1 pseudogene is annotated in these 681 nt (G+C 59.5%); it reads left to right on the plus strand.

Going from position 1 to position 681, the window contains the following annotated elements:
• Positions 1-681 (plus strand): annotated as a pseudogene (locus ACF8FB_RS11965) (IS66-like element ISPpu15 family transposase); the annotation flags it as partial.

The raw sequence follows: 681 nt of genomic DNA on the forward strand, positions 1-681 counted from the left end.
GAAGAAGTTGTTGCGCCAAGCAAGCAGCGCGGCAAACGCAAGCCACTGTCGGCTGACCTGCCACGCATTGAAGTCATTCATGACTTGCCCGAGCACGAACTGACTTGCGCCTGTGGTTGCCGCAAACACGTGGTTGGCGAGCAAACCAGCGAACAACTCGACATCGTGCCGATGCAGATCCGTGTGCTTAAACACGTACGCAAAATCTATGGCTGCCGTGGCTGCGAAACCGCGCCGGTCACCGCTGACAAGCCGGCCCAATTGATTGAAAAGAGCATGGCCAGTCCCAGCGTGCTGGCGATGTTGCTAACCACCAAGTACGTCGATGGCCTGCCGCTGCACCGCTTCGAAACGGTGCTGAACCGACATGGTATCGAGATCCCCCGGCAAACCCTGGCCCGCTGGGTCATCCAGTGCAGCGAACACTTTCAGCCACTGCTGAACCTGATGCGTGACCGCCTGCTGGAAAGCCCGGTGATCCATTGCGATGAAACTCGCGTGCAGGTGCTCAAAGAGCCGGATCGTGATCCGACCAGTCAATCCTGGATGTGGGTGCAGGCCAGTGGCCCGCCTGATCGACAAGTCGTGCTGTTCGATTACACCACCAGCCGCGCGCAGGAGGTGCCGCTGCGCCTGCTGGAGGGCTATCGCGGTTACGTGATGACCGATGATTACGCCGGT

This window comes from Pseudomonas sp. yb_2 (assembly GCF_043103905.1).
Lineage (GTDB): Bacteria > Pseudomonadota > Gammaproteobacteria > Pseudomonadales > Pseudomonadaceae > Aquipseudomonas > Aquipseudomonas alloputida.